This is a genomic window from Trueperaceae bacterium (genome assembly GCA_002707365.1).
GTDB lineage: Bacteria > Deinococcota > Deinococci > Deinococcales > Trueperaceae > UBA6957.
Genome location: PAMQ01000018.1, coordinates 1 through 16,648 on the forward strand (window position 1 = coordinate 1; position 16,648 = coordinate 16,648).

The 16,648-nt window shown below is 49.9% G+C and carries 15 protein-coding genes; 12 read left to right on the forward strand and 3 right to left on the reverse strand.

What is annotated here, in order from left to right; translation table 11 throughout:
- Positions 1-555: hypothetical protein (locus CMO31_08795; GenBank protein MAZ54089.1), on the reverse strand; the 555-nt coding region annotated here is incomplete at its 3' end.
- 207 nt (positions 556-762) lie between these two features.
- Between CMO31_08795 and CMO31_08800 the strand changes: the two genes are divergently transcribed.
- From CMO31_08800 to CMO31_08840, 9 genes are all read left to right on the forward strand, one after another.
- Positions 763-1,650, forward strand: coding sequence for a phytanoyl-CoA dioxygenase (locus CMO31_08800; GenBank protein ID MAZ54090.1), 888 nt, complete (start codon positions 763-765; stop codon positions 1,648-1,650).
- A gap of 129 nt (positions 1,651-1,779) precedes the next feature.
- Positions 1,780-3,246: a sulfatase gene (locus CMO31_08805; GenBank protein ID MAZ54091.1), complete on the forward strand. Its 1,467-nt coding sequence runs from the start codon at positions 1,780-1,782 to the stop codon at positions 3,244-3,246.
- Positions 3,247-3,295: 49 nt separating this feature from the next.
- Entirely contained in the window at positions 3,296-4,105 is an 810-nt protein-coding gene (locus tag CMO31_08810; GenBank protein MAZ54092.1) for an oxidoreductase, read from the forward strand.
- A 76-nt stretch (positions 4,106-4,181) separates the two neighbouring features.
- A complete protein-coding gene (locus CMO31_08815) occupies positions 4,182-5,396 on the forward strand; it encodes a hypothetical protein (GenBank protein MAZ54093.1) in 1,215 nt (404 codons plus the stop codon).
- A 58-nt stretch (positions 5,397-5,454) separates the two neighbouring features.
- Entirely contained in the window at positions 5,455-6,249 is a 795-nt protein-coding gene (locus CMO31_08820; GenBank protein ID MAZ54094.1) for a hypothetical protein, read from the forward strand.
- Between the two features lie 561 nt (positions 6,250-6,810).
- On the forward strand, positions 6,811-7,683 hold the full coding sequence (locus CMO31_08825) for a carbon monoxide dehydrogenase (GenBank protein MAZ54095.1): 873 nt from the start codon (positions 6,811-6,813) through the stop codon (positions 7,681-7,683).
- Between the two features lie 8 nt (positions 7,684-7,691).
- Positions 7,692-8,177, forward strand: coding sequence for a ferredoxin (locus tag CMO31_08830; GenBank protein ID MAZ54096.1), 486 nt, complete (start codon positions 7,692-7,694; stop codon positions 8,175-8,177).
- A 31-nt stretch (positions 8,178-8,208) separates the two neighbouring features.
- Positions 8,209-10,461 (forward strand): oxidoreductase, encoded by a 2,253-nt coding sequence (locus CMO31_08835; protein MAZ54097.1) that lies wholly within the window; start codon positions 8,209-8,211, stop codon positions 10,459-10,461.
- Between the two features lie 18 nt (positions 10,462-10,479).
- The gene (locus CMO31_08840; GenBank protein ID MAZ54098.1) at positions 10,480-10,746 is read left to right on the forward strand and encodes a hypothetical protein; all 267 of its coding nucleotides are present in this window, start codon (positions 10,480-10,482) and stop codon (positions 10,744-10,746) included.
- Positions 10,747-10,774: 28 nt separating this feature from the next.
- On the opposite strand, the gene CMO31_08845 is transcribed toward CMO31_08840, so the two are convergent.
- Both CMO31_08845 and CMO31_08850 read right to left on the reverse strand, forming a co-directional pair.
- Entirely contained in the window at positions 10,775-12,205 is a 1,431-nt protein-coding gene (locus tag CMO31_08845; GenBank protein ID MAZ54099.1) for a hypothetical protein, read from the reverse strand.
- Complete coding sequence (locus CMO31_08850) at positions 12,202-12,474, reverse strand: hypothetical protein (protein MAZ54100.1); 273 nt, start codon at positions 12,472-12,474, stop codon at positions 12,202-12,204. The genes CMO31_08845 and CMO31_08850 overlap by 4 nt, the downstream gene beginning before the upstream one ends.
- A 113-nt stretch (positions 12,475-12,587) precedes the next feature.
- Here CMO31_08850 and CMO31_08855 point away from each other — a divergent pair, with 113 nt between their 5' ends.
- The 3 genes from CMO31_08855 (at position 12,588) to CMO31_08865 (ending at position 16,581) form a co-directional block, all read left to right on the forward strand.
- Positions 12,588-13,067, forward strand: a complete 480-nt coding sequence (locus CMO31_08855; protein MAZ54101.1) for a hypothetical protein — start codon at positions 12,588-12,590, stop codon at positions 13,065-13,067.
- A gap of 192 nt (positions 13,068-13,259) precedes the next feature.
- Positions 13,260-16,391: an isoleucine--tRNA ligase gene (locus CMO31_08860; protein MAZ54102.1), complete on the forward strand. Its 3,132-nt coding sequence runs from the start codon at positions 13,260-13,262 to the stop codon at positions 16,389-16,391.
- A gap of 1 nt (position 16,392) precedes the next feature.
- Positions 16,393-16,581 (forward strand): hypothetical protein, encoded by a 189-nt coding sequence (locus tag CMO31_08865; GenBank protein ID MAZ54103.1) that lies wholly within the window; start codon positions 16,393-16,395, stop codon positions 16,579-16,581.
- Positions 16,582-16,648: the final 67 nt, after the last annotated feature.

Genomic DNA, 16,648 nt, shown 5'->3' on the forward strand with positions numbered 1-16,648 from the left:
AATAGCTAGTACTAGCACGGCACTAGCCATTGCAGTGAAGCGCCACCCGTACATGGTTAATGACCACGCTATTACTGGCGCAATGAGTCCACCCGCACTGAGTGCAACTTGGAGTAATGCCAGTGCCATTGAGCGGTGTCTGATGAACCAATTTACTACTGCGGTGGTGGGCGCAAGGAAACCACCTAGACTGGCACCGAAAGACGCAATTACAACAGCAGCAAAGAAAAGAGGGAGGCTGTTAACTTGACTGAGCATAACCAGCCCAATGGCGAATACAACGAGACCAATTCGGATTATTCTTTGGGGACCAAACCGCTGTAAAAGCCAACCTTGTAACGGCCCGAGAAAACCAGTAGCTTGATTAGCTGCGAAGGCAGCCGCAAAAATCGTGGCACTCCATCCAAATTCGGTTTGCATAACAACCGCGTAAGCGCTGTAAGCATTAAATAACAGGCCAGCGGGAAGGATTTGCACAGCAATGGCTGCGCCTAAAACCCACCAGCCGGGGAACAGATTTTTGAGCCACACGCGAAGCTTGGTGGTTGCCAACAAAATCAAGCCCCCTTCTGGCTTGCTGACCTGAAGAGGGCAAGCACGCGCCCTATTGTGACCTGTTTGTTCGTAAAATCACAGCCCCGAACAGGACTAGCAGCGGTTTTGGAAGTGTTAAAATCTTTGTTCAAGTTGCCTAAGTTAGCGTAGTCAAAGTAGCGTTTAAGATTAATTCCAATCAGCCGTAAGGCGGGAGCTCTGATAGATGTGAATCTAAGTATAGGTACTCGGGAGTTAGAACTCGGCGGCAAGTACTTGGGTTCCTTAAGAGACGCTACACATTTAATGTCGGACTTGCCGGCACTTCGGGAACGTTTAGTCGAAGATGGGTATTTGCTTATTCGGCAACTGCACGACCCAAGTAAAGTCAAGGAAGCACGCCGAGTGTTTCTCGAAAACCTTGCCGCTGCAGGGCAACTGGATTCTGGGCATCCGCTCGCTGACGGTGTTATTGCTGAGGGGAAACGCGGTAGATTTGACGGTGATTCAAAAAAAATAACCCACTCTCCCGAATTCCTCAATCTGGTTGAATCCCCAGAGCTCATGCAGTTCTTCAGTGAGTTTTTGGGCGAGCCAGCCCTCACTTACGATTTCAAATGGCTTCGTGTTGTTGGTCATCGTGGCTTCACGGGCGCTCATTACGACATTGTTTATATGGGGCGGGGTACCGAAGAGGTTTACACTGTTTGGACTCCATTAGGTGACGTTAGGTACGAAGATGGTCCGCTAGCTATGTTGGTTGGTTCGCACCAGTTTGACCGGATCCGGCAAACTTACGGCAAGATGGATGTTGACCGAGACAAGGTAGATGGTTGGTTTTCAAATGATCCCGTCGAACTAGTTGATTCTTACGGCGGTCAATGGCAAACAACTGAGTTCAAGGCGGGCGACGCACTGATTTTTGGTATGTACACCATGCATGGTTCTATCAGGAACATGACTAACCGCTTCAGGTTAAGTGCAGACACTCGATACCAACGAGCTAGCGACCCGGTGGACGAACGTTGGATAGGGGAAAATCCGAAGGCACACTATGCCTGGCTAAAGGGCGAAACAGTACCGATGGAAGAAGCACGAAAGCGTTGGGGTGTCTAAATAACCACCGAAAAAAAGTTTTTCAGGACGCTTAAACTAACGTACAAATACCTTTGATAAAAAACTTTTTCGCTTCATTTTTTTGATATGGTTCACTTAATTACCCGGTAGAGGAAACGGAACCATTTTATGAGTACACGCCCGAATATCCTGTGGTACTGCACCGACCAACAGCGTTTTGACACTATCGGGGCGCTCAACAACCCGCATGTTCAAACCCCACGCCTTGATAGCTTCATGCGAGAGGCAGTCACTTTCACGCATACTTACTGCCAGAGCCCAGTATGCACGCCAAGTAGAGCCAGCTTTCTCACGGGAATGTACCCCAGTGCATTACACGTGAACGGTAATGGAAGTGCAGATTTCCCAGTTGCGCTTGAGGATCACCTTGTGACTAATCGTTTGGCGAGAGAGGGGTACGACTGTGGCTTGATAGGTAAGCTTCATATTGCCTCGGCATACAACGGAATTGAAAATCGTGTTGATGATGGTTATCGGACCTTTCATTACAGCCACGGTAATCGGAAAGACGGACATGACTATTTCGATTGGATCCGCCAGCAAGGCGAGAATCCCGAAGTTCACCTCAAAAATCGGACTGAGAACCCATTAGTTAATGCCGCTGGTATTCCGAAACAGCTGCAGAAGGCGGGTTTGTACCTCCCAACAGAAGAATCAGATAATGTCCCACCTCACTTACACCAAAGTTTCTGGTGTACTGAGATGGCTGTGGATTTTTTGGAGGCTAACGAAAGTAATGAACAGCCTTGGCTTCTGAGTATCAACCCATTCGATCCGCACCCCCCGTTCGATCCGCCTTGGGAGTACTACCGTCGTTATGATCCTGAAAGTTTGCCTGGTGCTCACTTCAAGGACAGTGACATTGCGCAACAAAAGAAACTAGCTAACGCGGGTGTTGATTTCCAGTCTGAGACACAACACCCAGAGGAATTCGGTCACCAGGCCATGCAAGCAGCTTACTACGCTATGATTACGCAACTCGACCACCAGTTTGGTCGGTTACTTGATCACCTTGAAGAGATAGGGCAACGCGACAACACCATAATTATTTTCACTAGTGACCATGGTGAAGCTCTTGGAGATCATGGTCTAAGTCAAAAGGGCTGCCGGTTTTACGAGGGGTCAGTGCGTGTACCGTTAATGATCTCTTGGCCTGGGCATTTTCGAGAGGGAATTACGAGCGACGCTCTGGTGGAACTTAGTGACTTAACACCTACCTTTTATGACCTTCTCAATATCGAACCGCCGTACGATGTTCAGGGCAAGTCGCTACTACCTGTTTTAACTGGGAAATCAGTCGAACACCGTGATTTTGTTCGTTCTGAGTTTTTAGGAGCACTTGCCCTGCCGGACCAGACTCATGCCACGATGTACCGCGATCGTAAATGGAAACTCATTACGTACCATGCGAAAAACATGTTTGAGCTTTTTGATTTAGAGAGCGACCCTTGGGAACATAATGACCTGTCGGGCGACCCTAATTATCAGGCCATAAAGTGGGACTTGGTACGCCGTAGTTTTGACGCCACTATCGACGCACTCCCCAGAAGCACCCCCAGAGTTGGGCCTTACTAATGAGTTGGGGTAACACCAAGTTCGGTTACACCACCGGAATTAGGTTGGCATGACATTAACTATTGTTCAGATTAATGCGTTTACTAACAAACCGTTTAGTGGTAATCCAGCTGCCGTGTGTTTGCTTCCCGAACCCGCATCTGAAAGTTGGATGCAAGCAGTAGCGAAAGAGATGAATCTCTCCGAAACTGCTTTCCTTGTGGCTCATCACGATGGTTATGACTTGCGTTGGTTCACTCCATCTGTAGAGGTTGATTTGTGTGGTCACGCTACTTTAGCTAGTGCGCATCACTTGTGGGAAGTTGGTCACCTGTCAGTCGATGATACTGCTCAGTTCCACACCGCTAGTGGACTATTGACCGTTGAACGTGAGGCCGACACGATGGTCATGAATTTCCCCGCTACTCCCCCAGTGTTGAGCGACCCACCAACAGAGTTACTCGAGGTTATTAATGCTGACGTGAATTACGTTGGGAGGAGCTCTTTTGATTACCTCGTGGAAGTACCTTCCGAAAATGATGTTCGTAATCTCGACGCTCATGATTTTGCTGTGCTTACCCAACTCGATTCACGTGGAATCATTGTGACTGCTTCTAGTGATAGTGACTCATTTGATTTTGTGTCGCGCTTCTTTGGCTCAGGAGTGGGCATAGTTGAGGATCCAGTTACGGGATCAGCGCATTGTGCTTTGGGGCCGTACTGGGCTGAAAAACTAGGTAAATCCGACCTGATGGCTTTCCAGGTTTCTGCGAGAGGTGGACAAATCGGAATTCGTATGAAAAGGGATCGGGTTCTGCTGATTGGCCAAGCAGTAACGGTAATGCAGGGTGAACTCCTCACCCCACTCGAACGGCCGTAATGGAATTAGTAGGGTCAGGTAAGAATCAGAAATGCTTTGTTCACGACTAAGGATTGTTAATTAAAGGTGGGTTCTTATGACGAGTGAACACAAGTTAAAAGTTCAGCAGGTCACGTGGGGCCCAAATCATCATTTCTTTGGTTACATTGGGCATGTTCAGAATATTCCTTGGAATTTGTCTGAACGTTACATTTTGGCGCTCGAGAGTAACTTCCATGATCATCTTCCCAGTGGGCATGAACCAGCTGGTGTTGTACTGATCGACACCCATGATAATTACTCAGTTAGTTTGGTTGATCAGTCACGCGGGTGGAATCCGCAGCAGGGCACAATGTTCTACTGGAATCCTGAGGCTCAGGAGAACCAGTTTTTTTTTAATGATCGGGATGCAGTAACGAACGAGGTTTTTTGCGTGCTGTTTGACCGGTCTTTAGGTCCTGATGGTGAACGCGTCAGGGAGTACCGCTTTCAGGGACGACCGATTGGTAATTCCGGTGTTGCGCAGCAGGGTGGTTGGTTCTTAGGGATTAATTACGGTCGTCTTGGGCGGTTACGAGCCGTAACTGGTTACCATGGCGCAGCTGATTGGACTGAAGGGATTAAGCACCCCAAGGATGATGGGGTGTTCAAAGTTAATGTCGGGACGGGGGAATGCGATTTACTCGTTTCGTTCAACGAATTAGCAGAGGCTATCCGGCCGGCTGACCCTCAAGTTGATGAGCTTGATTTATTCATTAATCACACCCTCTGGAGTCGTGATGACACTCGTATCTTCTTTTTCGTTAGGGGAGGCTGGCAAGAGGGAGCCAGAAAATCAATTAATGCTGCTTTTGTGATGCGTCCCGACGGGAGAGAATTAACCCGGCTGGGCACTCACATTGGTGGTCATCCTGAATGGGATTTTGGTGGCCGTATGATTGGAGCGTTAAGCGGCAGGCAAGTGGTGTTCGATGTTGATCGTCAGTTAGTAGTTGGGCAGCTTGGTGACACCAAAATTTTTCCTGACGCTCAGGGCGACGTTGCACTCTCCCCTGAGGGCGACTGGCTAGTTAATGGCCATAAGGACTCTCAGGAGGCTCAGAATTATTTTACTTTCTACCGCCGATCGGACGGCACGCACGTACGATCACCGGGTTTCGACATTGGTTCGTGGGTTTCGGGTGATCTGCGTCAGGATCCATCCCCATGTTGGAATCGAAGTGGAAGCAAAATACTGGTGCCTGGTTTGTCAGCACGGGATGATCATACAAGGCAGTTGTTCCTCATTTCTTTGTTGCCAGATCAACCTTAATTAAGTCGTTAATGTTGGTTGAGTACAGTAGAATGCTATTTACACAGGAGGGGACTTAATGACGTCTGAGCAGGCAGTTGAAAAGCGTGAACAGATGCTGCGTGATGGTTACTGCGTGATTGATAATGTGGTGCCTGAAGATTTTCTTGTTGAGTTGCGCAGTGAGACGGAACGACTTATTGAGAATCATGTGGAGCTTCCAGAGCACGTGTATCAGGGTCAGCATATTGGTGTGAAGCGAGATGATAATTCCGTCATTGCGAAGCTCCTGAGTTGGGCGCCCTCCTACGCGGCTCTTAAGGAGTTGGGTTTCGGGGATTTCGAGACTAATGCCGGTAGCGTAATTATCCTAACGAAAGAACCTAAAGGACCACCGCTTTACTGGCATCAGGATTGGATGAAATGGGATGATCCTATGAGTGCCTCCCCTTGGCCGCAAACCATTTTTTTGAATTACTACCTTACTGACACGACGGTTGATAATGGGTGCTTGATGCTCATTCCTGGTTCGCATCGCAAGCGAATGCCTCTGCACGATAAGCTCGTGCCAGCGCATGAACAGGGCGCTAGGTTCATAGAGGAAGATGATCCCGTTATGTTCAGTGATGTTCCAGGTCAGATTGATGTTCCTGCGAAAGCCGGCTCGTTAGTGCTTGCAGACGCACGGATCCTACACGCCGCAAGACGAAATAAAACTGACCAACGCAGGACACTCGTTCTTGCCTGGCACAGCCGACCTGTTAACACCATCCCGGACTATTGGGATGGTGACGTGCCCGACGTAATAGCTAATCGTGATCCTAACGCCGAATACGACGCTTCACGCATTCCTGGGAAGTACCTGAAAAACTAATTTCACTCACTAAGGCCCAAGAAATAATGCGGTTGGCATCGCAAAAAAACAAGTGTTGATTAGAAAAAGAAGTAGCCATTTGACCGCATGGTTCTATCCTCATGGAAACCGCTAGTGTCGGCGGAAAAACCGATACATTTTACGTGCAGACTCACTCCTATGGAACCGCTGTTATTTCTTATCTAAGTGTCACTGATTTTAATGACGCTAGGGTAGCTACACTCCAAGGTGACGATTTTCACCACATTGCTTTTGTCTACATTGACTGAGCATTAACTCCTGTAAATACAACCCCCACCGCACTAATAAAGTTGGCGGTGGGGCCGTTATAATTGATGGGCACTAACGCTGAAAACCAGAGACATAAACCGAAATCCAGGAGTCATGATGAGCACTAGAAGTTACTCAGCAGCACGGTGATTTTGTTACTTGGTCTTCACGTCGCCCACAGCACCGCGATACAATAGATTAAATAGGACTATTGGGATGTACAATGCCGTTCTTTGATTCAGCTTTTTCAAGGCTACTTCACATCCCGAGTTTTTCTTAGGAGGTAACCCTTTGCAGGCCTTCGGATTTGCATCACCAAAAACCGTGGATGAGGCTGTCGCGCTCTTAACCGAAAGCGCAGGTAACGCTCGCGTACTCGGTGGCGGCACCGACCTGATTGCCCAGCTGGATGAAGGTCGGATCAAAACTGAACTCGTTATTGACGTGAAACGTATTCCTCAGCTGACCGACCTAAACTACTCACTCCAAACCGGTCTCGAGCTCGGCGCTGCCACACCATGCTACCGCCTCTACTCGAACCCAGAAATCACGAGTGCCTACCCAGGACTTATCGATAGTGCCGACCTGATCGGTGGAAGAGGCATCCAAGGTAGAGCATCATTCGGCGGTAACCTCTGCAATTCAGGACCCGCCGGGGATTCCATCCCCGCAATGATCGTTCATAACGCAATCTGCGTTATTGCTGGGCCAGACGGACAACGCGAAGTTCCCGTCGAAGAATTCTGCGTTGCTCCCGGAAAAAACATTCTGAAGACTGGCGAATTCCTAGTCTCCATAAAATTCCCAGCCCCCACCGCACATTTCGGAGCTCATTACCTCCGCTTCATCCCACGTAACGAAATGGATATTGCTGTTGTTGGTGCAGGCGCATCAGTTTCACTAGACGAGACGGGCCAAACAATAGAACAAGCCCGCATTGCGCTTGGTGCCGTAGCTCCCACACCATTACTAGTTGAGGAAGCAGGTGCTTCATTAATCGGCAAGCAAGTTTCAGATGCCACTATCAACGAAGCTGCCCAACTAGCTCAAGAAGCAGCAAAACCCATCAGTGACATGCGTGGCACTGTAGAGCAACGCAAACACCTCGCTGCCGTACTAACCCGCCGTGCCCTAAACAAGGCAATCGAGCGGGCCAGAGGCTGAAAGGACCAATGACCTTGTCGAATCACGCAATTGTTAACACAACCATTAACGGCGAAGAGAAGACATTCCTTTGTGAACCCCGCCAGACACTACTTCAGGTCCTACGTGAAAACCTCGGTATGACCGGCACCAAGGAAGGCTGCAGCAACGGCAATTGCGGCGCATGCAACATTCTCCTCGATGGCGTACTAGTGAATTCCTGCTTAGTCCTAGCACCAGAAATAGAAGGTCGTTCAGTCACCACTATCGAGGGTGTTGCACCGACCGAAGGGCTACACCCACTGCAACAGAAATTCCTTGAGCATGCGGCTTTACAATGCGGAATTTGCACACCAGGATTCATTGTTTCCGCCATAGCACTATTAGAGAAAAACCCTAAACCCACCGAAGAGGAAGTCCGCTTTCATTTGTCCGGCAACTTGTGCCGCTGCACCGGTTACGACAAGATCATCCGCGCTGTTCTCGACACCGCTGAGAGCATGGCTTCCGCGTGAAGGGCGCTAGCAGAATGAGAGGGGAAACCCCATGGCAGTAAAGGAGAAAAAACCACCCGCTAGTGATCAAACCTACAAGATTATTGGTTCTCGACCAATAAGACCCGACGGGGTTGATAAGGTCACGGGTAAAGCAATTTATGCTGCTGACGTACGAGTAGCAAACCGCCTTTACGGCGCAATGGTGCGCAGTCCCCACGCACACGCCCGCATCATCTCGATTGACACCAGTAAAGCCGAAGCAATTGATGGCGTGAAGTCAGTTGTCACAGCAGCTGACCTGCCTAACGTCGAGGACGGCTTGTTGTGGAGCAGCTGGAAGATCCTGGCGCGCAACAAAGTTCTATACGACGGTCATGCTATCGCCGCAGTTGCCGCCACGAGCCTTGCTATAGCTCAAGAAGCAGCCGACCAAATCCAGATCGAATACGAAGTACTTCCACCAGTACTCGATGTTCTAGACGCAATGGCCGACGATCCCATAATCGTTCTTGAAGACCTACGTACCACTGAGATGGGCGCTAAACTCGAAGGACGTACGAACGTAGCGAGCCACCTTCAGCACAGCCGTGGTGATATTAACGCTGGTTTCGCAGCTGCCGATGAAGTTATAGAACGAGAATTCCGAACCAGCACTGTTCACCAAGGTTACATAGAGCCTCACAGTACCGTTGTGCTGTACAACGGTGACGATCACCTCACCATTTGGTGCAGCACCCAATCTGCGTTCGGAGTTCGTAATCAAGTAGCGGGCTTACTGGACATTCCAGTTTCCAGTGTCACAGTAATTCCTACTGAAATTGGTGGTGGGTTTGGCGGCAAGCTAGATCCATACCTCGAGCCAGTAGCAGCCTTACTTTCTAAGAAAGCTGGTTCCCGACCAGTACAGATGACCATGAGTCGCACTGAAGTCTTGCGTGGTACCGGACCGACATCCGGTACGTACATCCGGGTCAAAATGGGGGCCACTAAAGACGGAAATCTCACCGCTGCTGAGGTGTACATGGCCTACGAAGCCGGAGCTTTCCCAGGTTCTCCAGTAGGTGCTGGCGCTGTCACCATCCTTGCTCCTTATCTGCTTGATAATTTGCTCATAAATGGTTACGACGTCATTGTTAACAAACCTAAAGCAGCTGCTTACAGGGCTCCCGGAGCTACCGTAGCTGCCTACGCTGCAGAAAGCGTCGTTGATGAATTAGCAGAGAAACTGGGTGTCGATCCGCTAGATTTCCGTCAACAAAATGCCACACAAGAGGGCGACCGTCGAGCTGACGGACCGGTATTCGCTCGCATTGGGAATAAAGAGACACTAACGGCCGCAGCAGAACATCCGCACTACACCGCGCCACTAGAAGGACGCAACAGGGGCCGGGGTGTCGCGAATGGCTACTGGCAGAACTGGGGTGGCAAGTCCAGCGTCTCGGCAAGCATCAACGATGATGGGTCTGTAAACCTTGTTGAGGGTTCAACAGACATTGGTGGTTCCCGCGCATCGATCGCCATGCAGCTAGCTGAAACCATGGACATCCCCTACGAATCCGTCCGGCCGCAAGTCGTCGACACGGACTCAGTTGGGTATAACGACAGTACTGGCGGCAGCCGCGTTACCTTCGCTACAGGCTGGGCAGCGTACGAAGTTGGCCTGAAATTAATTGATGAGCTTACTCGCCGGGCAGCCACACTCCTAGAGAAAGATCCTGACGACGTTATTTACGAAGATGGATTCTTCGCTAGTAACGGCAACCGAGTGAGCTTCAATGAGCTGGCTGGCCGCCTGGATGAGACTGGCAGTCCAGTGGTGGCCTCTGCTTCCGTCCACCCGCAGGGATTCGGTGGGGCTTTCGGCACTCATATTGTTGATGTTGAGGTAGATACAGAAACCGGCAAAGTAGAGATCCTTCGTTACACCGCCGTTCAGGACGTGGGTAAGGCCATCCACCCGAGTTACGTCGAAGGCCAGATGCACGGGGGTGCAGCCCAAGGTGTCGGCTGGGCACTAAATGAGGAGTACGTTTACGACGATGACGGTCGTCTATTAAACGCAAGTTTCCTTGATTACCGGACTCCCACGGCCCTTGACCTACCAATGCTCGACACCGTCCTAGTTGAAGTGGCCAACCCAGGTCACCCCTACGGAGTACGTGGCGTCGGAGAGGTCCCCATCGTTCCTCCCGTAGCAGCCATAGCGAACGCAATTTACGACGCAATAGGTATACGCATGAGGTCCCTACCAATGTCGCCCGGAAAGATCCTCAAGGCAATATGGGACAAAGAGGGGAACTAAAAGGAAGGTAATTAATCAATGGCAACAGTCTGGATTCCCCACCTGGTGCAAGCACTAACCGACGGAACGGCCGTGATTGAATCACCTGGGGACACCATCCAAGAGGTAATGGAAAACCTTGAGAACACCTACCCGGGTGTCACGGCACGTTTGTTTCGTGACCGCCGTCGACTTCAACCCGGCATAGCCATGTCTGTTGATGGAATCGTTAATAACGAAGGACAAACTCTTCCCATCGACGTTAATAGCGAGATTCACTTCCTACCCGCCATCACCGGCGGTTAGATGCAGCTGTACTGACTTAGATCAAGATTTAAACGAGCGGCGGGCGCTTCTGAAGGCCGCCGCTCGCTATTTCATAAGCATGAGCCACCTTAAGGACAGTAGCCTCATCAAAATACTTCCCACCAACATGCAGACCCAAGGGCATGCCATTAGAATCAAAACCGCAAGGTACTGAAAGAGCAGGTAGGCCAGCCAGGCTAGCAAGGCGACTATGATGACCAGCTACAGCCCCAGCCCCAAACGTCCCATAAACAGCCTCCTCTTTAGTAGTGACTCGCTTACTATAAGTTAATGGCGGAGCACCCTCACCCGCAGCCGCCCCAACGAACACATCGACATCTTCGAATGCTTTAAGGGCGGCACGAGTAAACCCAATCCTCGCGCGATCAGCCTGCCCAATTATGCCGGCAGGTAAGGCAGCACCAATCATCAGACGGACGCGCGTGTTCACGTCATAATCTTCGTAATTCTCAAGAAGCAACGGGCGGTGATACTGGACGGCATCAGGCAGCACCAAGGGCGAAGTAACGTACTTCGAATCCGCCATTTGTGGTAACTGAACTTTCCGAATCTCGGCACCTAAATCACGCAATACCTCAATAGCATCATCAACGATGACTCGCACACCAACGTTGGTTTCCGGTTCATTCATTAATTCTTTAACTACCCCAACCCGGATGCCCTCAAGATTGTTCGTCAGGCCATCAGCATAATCTGCAACTGGCACACTGCTCGATGTTGGGTCTAATGGGTCGTGTCCTGCAAGGACCTGCAAAACAAGAGCAGCGTCCTGAGAAGTACGGGTTAATGGACCCACGCAATCCAGAGTCCATGCGAGTGGGAAAACCCCATCCCGACTCACTCTTGACCAAGTCGCCTTGAGGCCCACCGTACCGCAATAGGCTGCCGGTCCTCTGATTGATCCGGACGTATCGCCCCCCAACGAAAACGTACAAAGACCAGCCGCGACAGCAGCAGCCGAACCGCTCGAGGAACCCCCAGTTGCCCGTTCCAAATTCCATGGGTTTCTGGGTGTACCGAACGGGAAGTCCCTAGTGGGACCCATGTGAAACTCGTGCGTGTTGAGCGTACCAAGCAGGATAGCACCAGCTTTTTTAAGGCGCGCTATTAAAGTCGCATCACGCTGGCCAATGTGGTCGCTTAAAACCTTAGAGCCACCAGTCACGCGAACACCTTTAATCAGAATCTGATCCTTCACCGCAAACGGAATCCCATGCAGAGCAGAACGGTAGTTACCAGCCTGAATTTCATCTTCAGCCGCCTTCGCTGCTGCCAGGGCTGCTTCCGCCTCAATAGTTATGAATGCCTTAAGGGAATCATCGTGACGCTCAATTCTTCCTAAATACGCCTCCACTAACGTAACAGGTGACAGTTCACCTCTGTGGATAAGCTCTGCTTGCTCGTTCAAGGAGAGGAAAGCAAGATCGTTAGCAGTCATTTTTGTTTGTTGAACGGAAATAATGTGGGCCAAGATTCACTGTCGTTGGTAGCTAAGCGGTCAAGCGCAGGTGCGCTCTCGAGTTCAGCGTTAAGCCGCGCAGTAATCTCTATAAGGTCCTCGTCTGGGACGGCATAACCCTGAGCGTCCAGTATGATGCTGACCTGATCTTTACTTAAATCCTTCATGTACTTTCCTCCTAGCAACCAGATTAAAGCCTTAACGCCAACGACAAAAACTACATCACGAACTACATGGTAAGGGCGCATCGGGTAGAAACGTGTTTTGATGATTCTCTTTTCGTTTACGTATTAACGATGACCCAGCAGAACCTAGGGTAACCTACTTGTGCGGCCCAGACCTACTATGAGGAGGTACCGTTATGTCGTTACTAGAACATTACCGCTATGGCGGCGCACGAGCCCTGGTGCTACTTCATGATCACCACTTACGCTCCTACCTGGTTATTTGGCAACAAGCAAACGCTGCTGGGGTTACTCTCCCAGAAACTAACAACAGTAACTACGCTTCATTAGAGACGCTGCACCACCACGTTCTGGCTTCAGCTCGAGGTTACATGAATTGGATTTGCGAGAATCTTCAGTTACCTGACCCGCAGATCAACGAGGCACCAGATTCAGAATCTATCGGCAATGAAGGCAAAGCCTACGTTGAACATATCCTCGAACGCTGGCGTCTCCCCCTTGCTGATACTGAACCACAACGCTTTCGAGAGATATATACTTCGACTTGGGGCATTGAGTTCTCCATTGATTCTATGCTCGAGCACGCTGTCATGCATCCAATTCGACACGAGTTCCAACTAGGTAACTTAATTGCGGGAGATCAACGTCAATCGTAATGTGCCACGGTACCTAAAAGCACTCTTTAGGAAGGTCTTTAGAATAACCACTATCATGAACAATCGCGCTTCTGAATCACCAATAATAGAGTTCTTTGAGCACACCGTAGGGTCCCTGATCAGGACTGAAAAAACATCGTGTACCAAATCATTCTCATTCTTGCAACGGAAAATCGGTCACACTAAATACCCATGAAGGATCTACTCTCTTTTCTTCACCCTGTCGATCCAAAGATTGATTTTGCGTCTCTCGACTCCACAGTAAATGACCTATGGGAATTAGAAAACACTTTCCAGCAGAGTGTTGACAACCGTCCGGAAGAGAACAGTTACGTCTTTTACGACGGCCCCCCTTTTGCTACAGGCCTACCGCACTACGGTCACATCATGACTAGCATCATCAAGGATGTTGTCCCGCGTTACCAGACAATGAAAGGGCGCCGTGTTGAACGTCGTTTCGGTTGGGATTGTCATGGTGTTCCAGTTGAGTACGAGATGGAGAAAGAACTTGGCCTGAATGGTCGAGTAGACATAGAGGAAATGGGAGTCGCTAATTTCAATGAGGCGTGCCGTAGCATAGTCCTACGCTATACCCGTGAGTGGGAAACCGTGATTCGTCGCGTTGGGAGATGGGTCGACTTCGCTAACGACTACAAAACCATGGAACCCGCGTACATGGAGTCAGTATGGTGGGTATTCAAACGCCTCTGGGACCAGGATCTTATTTACCGAGACCATAAAGTCGTCCATTACTCTTGGAGATTATCGACGCCTTACTCAAATTTCGAAGCAACCCTCGATGATGCTTATCGCGAGCGGCAGGATCCCTCGGTAGTAATTAGTTTCGAACTCGAGGGTGAGGATGCCCATCTACTTGCTTGGACGACCACACCATGGACACTACCTTCGAACATGGCGCTAGCTGTAAACCCAGATCTTACGTATGTCAAGGTAGCTGATGAGAGAGGTACTTTTATCCTCGCTCGCGATCAACTTGAAAATCACTTCGATCAAGACAACGTAACTATAATTAAAGAGGCACTAGGGTCAACCCTAATAGGTCGGCGTTACCAACCGATACTTCCGTATTTTGCAGATAAGGCGTCAGAAGGAGCGTTCAAAGTGCTTGGAGCTGATTTCGTTTCAGCTGAGGATGGCACTGGCATAGTGCACCTGGCACCAGCTTTCGGAGAGGATGATTTTGACGTAGCTCGCCGTGATGGCGTTCCTCTGGTTAACCCGGTTGACGACGAGGGAAACTTTACTTCAGAAGTGCCAGATTTCGTTGGGCAGAATGTGTTTGAAGCTAACCCAAACATCATCCGGCATCTTAAGCACCATGGCAGCTTATTTACCCAATCAACTGTGACACACAGTTACCCACACGATTGGCGTACTGATACTCCTCTCATATACCGGGCGATTCCCTCGTGGTTTGTACGAACAACTGAAATCAAAGAAAAAATCCTTTCAAATAATCAGAAGATGAACTGGTACCCGGGACACGTCAAGGATGGTGCTTTCGGAAACTGGCTCGACAACATTCGGGATTGGGCCATCTCACGTAACCGTTTTTGGGGCGCGCCAATCCCCCTTTGGGAATGCGAGAAGTGTAAACGACATCACGTCATAGGTAGTATTGCTGAACTCAAAGAACGCTCAGGAATTCAAGAGATAACCGACCTTCATAGTCACCATATTGACGCCATCACCATTCCCTGTGATGAATGCGGATCCACAATGAACCGCATACCTGAAGTACTCGACTGCTGGTTCGAATCGGGCAGCATGCCGTACGCCCAAGTTCACTACCCCTTCAACAATGACGAATGGTTCGACACCAACTTCCCAGCCGACTTCATTGTTGAGTACATCGGACAAACTAGAGGTTGGTTCTACACCCTATTGGTGCTCAGTGCAGCTCTTTTTGACAAGCCTGTCGCCTTGAACTCTGTTGCGCACGGCATCCTCCTTGGTGATGACGGCCGCAAAATGAGCAAGCGGTTGAGGAACTACCCTGATGTGAACGAAATGCTAGACAAATATGGTGCTGATGCCCTCCGACTTTACTTAGCTGGCCACCCCAGTATAGACGGGGTAGATAGCAGCGTCACGGAGGACGGTATTGCCGAAATGCTACGTCGGTTCGTACTACCAGTCTGGAACGCTTTTAGTTTCTTCACTAGATACGCAGCCATTGACAACTGGCATCCGGGTGATAACTCCAGTGACTTTACTCCTACTAATCTGGATCGTTGGATACGTTCGCGTACCGCTGAACTATCTCACCGAGTGGATGAAGCGCTGGCTAGTTACCAGTTGCGCAACGCCGTCCAGCTTCTCCTTGACTACGTTGACGAACTGAACAACTGGTACATCAGACGGTCCCGTGATCGTTTCTGGCGGTCCGGTCGCGATGCTGATAAACTCGCGGCGTACGACACGCTTTACGAGGTGCTAGTGACACTGTCAGGAGTTGCTGCACCACTAGTACCTTTTCTAACTGAAGTTATGTACCGCAATCTCACTGGGAGCCAATCAATACACCTTGCTGACTGGCCTGCCGCAGAGCAGCTACACGTTGATACCGAACTTAATCACCGAATGGCTGCAGTTCGTGACATAGCCTCGCTTGGTTTAGCAGCAAGAGCCCGCACTGGTGTACGGGTACGTCAGCCACTCGCTCAGGTGAGTATTAGGACTTCGCAATCGTTAGAAGAAACCGACATCGACCTACTCAAAGATGAATTGAACGTCCATAACATTGAGCTTTTAAGTGATGTCTCAAACTACGCTGAGGAAGTTTACCGACCCCAGGGACATCTGATTGGCTCGAGTTTCGGCAAGGCCACCTCACAAATCATTAAGGCCATTAAGAAGGGAGATTTCGAGATTACCCCAGAAGGTAGATACGTTGTGTCTGGTGATGCTGAATGGATACTGGATCCACAGATGATAGACGTTCACTATGACGCCCGAGAGGGTTTCGCTTGCGAAACGAAAGCTGACCTGGTTGTAATTCTAGATCTCGAGCTGACCGAGGAACTGAAGCTAGAAGGACTAGCCCGAGAGATTATTCGCCACCTGCAGACCCTCCGTAAAGAAGCGGACTACCAGCTAGATGACCGCATTAACGTGGGTGTCGTTACCAAGGATGAGCGCATCAAAGCAGCTCTTAACGCTTTCGGTAGCATCATTCAAGCTGAGGTTCTTGCCGAAACGCTTGACACGGACAAATTGAATCCATCAGTGGAATGGGATCAGCGGAAATCCTTCGTTATTGACGAGGCGGAGATTCGGTTGGCCATAAGACGTACGGCGTAGCGTGACGTTCAGGTACGGCCAAATGTGGTGCCGCCCATACGATTACGAGAAAATTTCTCTCGTAGCTTTAAAGGGAATGACGACACGACAGCGACGACTCATGGGTGACATGGGCGCAGGTTACTCGCCAACCGATTATTACAAGCCCCAAGATCAACTCGAAAAGATACTCACAGGTCTAGATTGGTAGCTGAGCGTAAAGATCCGGCTGCATTGGTGTGCTTTCTCGGTTAAACTTTGGCTTGCGTAGGGGGTGG